Source organism: Sphingomonas segetis, from assembly GCF_009720245.1.
Taxonomy (GTDB): Bacteria; Pseudomonadota; Alphaproteobacteria; order Sphingomonadales; family Sphingomonadaceae; genus Sphingomicrobium; species Sphingomicrobium segetis.
In genome coordinates, this window is record NZ_WJSQ01000206.1 from 1 (window position 1) to 3,624 (window position 3,624).

At 68.3% G+C, this 3,624-nt stretch carries 2 protein-coding genes; both read left to right on the top strand.

What is annotated here, in order from left to right:
- Nucleotides 1-377, top strand: a 377-nt coding sequence (locus tag GH737_RS13650; protein WP_230558819.1) for a hypothetical protein, incomplete at its 5' end; no start/stop codon positions are given.
- Between the two features lie 12 nt (nt 378-389).
- Nucleotides 390-3,458, top strand: a complete 3,069-nt coding sequence (locus tag GH737_RS13655) for a CHAT domain-containing protein (RefSeq protein WP_155265334.1) — start codon at nt 390-392, stop codon at nt 3,456-3,458.
- Nucleotides 3,459-3,624: the final 166 nt, after the last annotated feature.

The window sequence follows — 3,624 nt, forward strand, 5'->3', positions numbered from 1 at the left end:
CGCCGCCGCCCCCGCCACCGCCACCGCCGCCGCCACCACCGCCGCCTCCGCCGCCGCCTGCGGTTGGCGGGTCGGAATCGATCCTCGGGCCGGTGGGAATGATGTCGAGTCCGGCCGTGATCGCGTCACAGGATCACGCGGACGAGTTCGTCGACCAGCTGATGGAAGAGCTTTTCGGCCCGACCGACAGCGGGAACGAGGAGCAGAGTGACGACGAGGACAGCGCCGGCGCCGACGCCCCGCCGAACTTCTGGCTCGGCCCGATCAACACCGGTCCGGTATCGTTCGGCAAGCCGGTCGACGATCCGGTGACCAGCGGCAGCGACGGGATCGGCAACGGCTCCGGCGGCACCGTCGACAACGGGCCCGCCCAATGATCGGAGAGTGAGATGCGCACTAAGCTCATTGCCGCGCTCGCGGCGCTGACTTCGATCGGGGCCGGAGGCGCCGCGCCGGCGGCCCCGTTGAGCGTGCTCGACAGCTTCCGAATCGGCAATTCGGGAACGGTCTATTGCTCCGCGCAAAACCTGTCGGTCGACAAGGCGCTGATCGGAATGTTCGACACGGGCTATTCCATCACCTGCCGCGATGCCGCGCTTCCTGTCGGGAAAATCTACAAGCTGCGTGGAGGAAGCGACGCCGCGGCGCGGCTCGAGACAATCCGGACCGCGACCGCCGATTGTACCGCGCCGCGCCAGGCCGACGTGCCCAACCTTGGTCAGGTCACCGTCGTCGATTGCAAGCTCAAGGACGCGGACGTCGGGTATCGCGCCTACCATCTGGCGAGGGCTGGTCAGCTCTACGCAGCCGAGGGTTTGGCAGGATACGACAGCGCGCTGCAGCTCGGGCTGCGCAGCGTCGTCGGCGATGCGCCGGTCAAGGGCGAGGTCTCGATCGCGACGACTGGCGCAGGCGACCCGGCAGCATTCGCGCGGGTGCAGGCTGGAACCCTCGACCCGACGCGCGCGCTCGCCGAGGCGTACCGCCGCAACAACGCCGGAAGCTATGCCGAGGCGGCCGAGTTCTTCGCGGCGGTCACCAGCCTCGGCGAAGGGCCGCTGAGCCACGCCGAAGCGCTCGCCAACGAGGCGCTGCAGAAATCCAACCTCGGCCGCTACTCGGAAGCCGATTCGCTGTTCGCGCGCGCCGCCGAGCAGCTCGCCGGCGATCCGCTCGTCGCGCGGCAGCTGCGCAACTACCGCGCGATGCACCAGCTCAACCGCGGCAATGCCGACGCGGCGCTTCAGGAGCTCGACAAGCCGGTTCCGAAGGCGCCGAACGAAAGCACCGGCGTGGCCACCGGCCCCGTCATCAGCGCCGTCGTTTCCAAGCGGCTCAATTCGCAGACCAGGCTCGGGGAGCAACTCGCCGGCAGCCCCGACGAACTGGGCCCGGCTGAGAAGGCCGAGATACTCGACGGCCAGGCGCTCCAGCTGCGCGGCACGTCGCTCCGGGTGAAGGGCGATCTCGCCCAGGCGTCGGCGGCGCTGCGGTCGGCCGACTCGAAGCTACAGGCGGTCCGCGAGGGCAGGGTCGCATCCGTCATGTGGATGCGCGCGCAGATCCTCGGCGATCTCGCCGCCATCGCCGAAGACCAGATGAACATGGCCGATGCCGACCGCCTCTACCGCGAGGGCGTGGCGCTGCTGGAAGCCAATTACCCGGGCTCGGCGGCGCTGCTCAGTTCCAGGGCACGGCTCGCCGGCTATCTCGCCCGGACGGGCCAGTCAGCGACCGCCGAAGCGATGTTCCGCGAGATCGTCCACTCGCAGCCCGACACCAGCAACCTGCCGCCGTCCTTCACCAACGTGCTTCGGCCCTATGTCGACCTGCTGCTCGCCAAGACCGGCGACCCTGCCGCGACCGCGGAAATTTTCGCGGCGACGCAGCTCATGGTCCGCCCCGGCCTCGCGCAGACTCAGGCGGTGCTCGCGCGAGAGCTCAGCGGCGGCACCGACGAAGCGTCGCGTCTTTTTCGCCAGTCGGTGACTCTCACCCGCCAGGCGGAGCGCGCGCGGATCGAGCTTGCACGCGTCAGCGAAATTGCCGATCCGACGCCCGAGCAGCAGGCGCGCGCGCGCATGTTCCGCGCCGCCCTCAACCAGTCGCAGAAGGAGCAGCTCGCGACCCAGTCGGCGCTCGCCAGCTTCCCGCGTTACCGAGCCGTTTCCGACGAAGTGATCCCGCTCGCCGACCTGCAGAAGATCCTCCGGCCGGGTGAGGCCTATTACCGGATGACCACCGTCGGCGACGACGTTTACGCGCTGCTGGTCACTCCCGCGGGAGCCCGCGCGGCAAAGCTCGGCGTAACAGCGGCGCAACTCGCCGATGAGGTGAGTTCGTTGCGCGAGACAATCTCTGCGGTCGAGAACGGCAAGAGGGTCACTTACGAGTTCGACGTCGGGCTTTCGCACACGATGTACGCGCAGCTGTTCGGCCCGTTCGACGTCGAAATCGCGGCTGCCAGGCACCTGATTTTCGAGCCCGACGGCGCCATGCTGCGCCTGCCGCCGAACCTGCTGGTAGTGGACCAGGCGTCGGTCGATCTCAATCAGCGGCGCATCGACGCGAGCGGCGACAAGGCGCTGATCGATTTCCGCGGAATCGCCTGGCTTGGCCGCGATCGCGATATCAGCACCGCGGTCAGTCCGCGCTCCTTCGCGCAGCTGCGCAAGGCGCCGCCGTCGGCCGGAAGCAAGGAGTATCTCGGGCTCGGTCAGAACAGCGTGCCTCTGGGCGGCGCGGCAGCACTGGTGCCGGCGGCGGCTGATCGGGATTGTACCCTCTCCATCGGGACATGGGAAAATCCGATCTCGGCGAAGGAGCTGCAGGTCGCGAGCACGATCCTCCAGCCCTACGACCCGTCAGGCGTCCAGGTCGTCACCGGCGACGAGTTCACGGATACGGCGCTCGAGAACCGCTCCGACCTCGATCAGTACCGGATCATCCACTTCGCAACTCACGGCGTGGTTACCTCGCGGGCGGCGAAATGCCCGGCCCAGCCGGCGCTGCTGACGAGCTTCGGCGGAAGCGGCTCGGACGGGTTGCTAACCTTCAAGGAAGTGTTCGATCTTCGCCTCGACGCCGACGTCATTATCCTCTCCGCCTGCGACACCGCTTCGCAGGCGAGCGCCGCGGCTACTCAGCAGGCCGGCCTCGCGACGGGGGGCGATGTGGCGCTCGACGGTCTCGTTCGCGCCTTCGTCGGCGCAGGGGGGCGCCTGGTTATCGCCAGCCACTGGCCGATCCCGGACAATTACGATGCGACTCAGCGGCTGATGACCGGGCTTTTTTCGGCCCCGCCTGGCACACCGACGGTGACTGCGTTGCGTATGTCGCAGCGTCAGCTGATGGACGACGTCAACACGTCGCATCCCTTCTACTGGTCGGCGTTCGCGGCGGTCGGTGACGGAGAAATCCCGCTGATTCGTAAGAATCAGCAAATCGCCGCGAAATAGTTCGGCTTATTGCTCAGGCTGGGGCTCTTGGCCGCCGCAACGGCAGGTAGTCTCGCGTCCGACCCGGCGCCTGTGCGGCGTCGCCGTCTTCGCCTCGGCGCCGGCGGCGGGGGCGGGGGCGACTACGGCTGATGCGAGCATGATCTGCGGCGTGGCCGGACGGTCC

Excerpts from the sequence above, each read along its gene's own strand:
- GH737_RS13655 (WP_155265334.1), top strand. The coding sequence starts at position 390 with ATGCGCACTAAGCTCATTGCCGCGCTCGCGGCGCTGACTTCGATCGGG.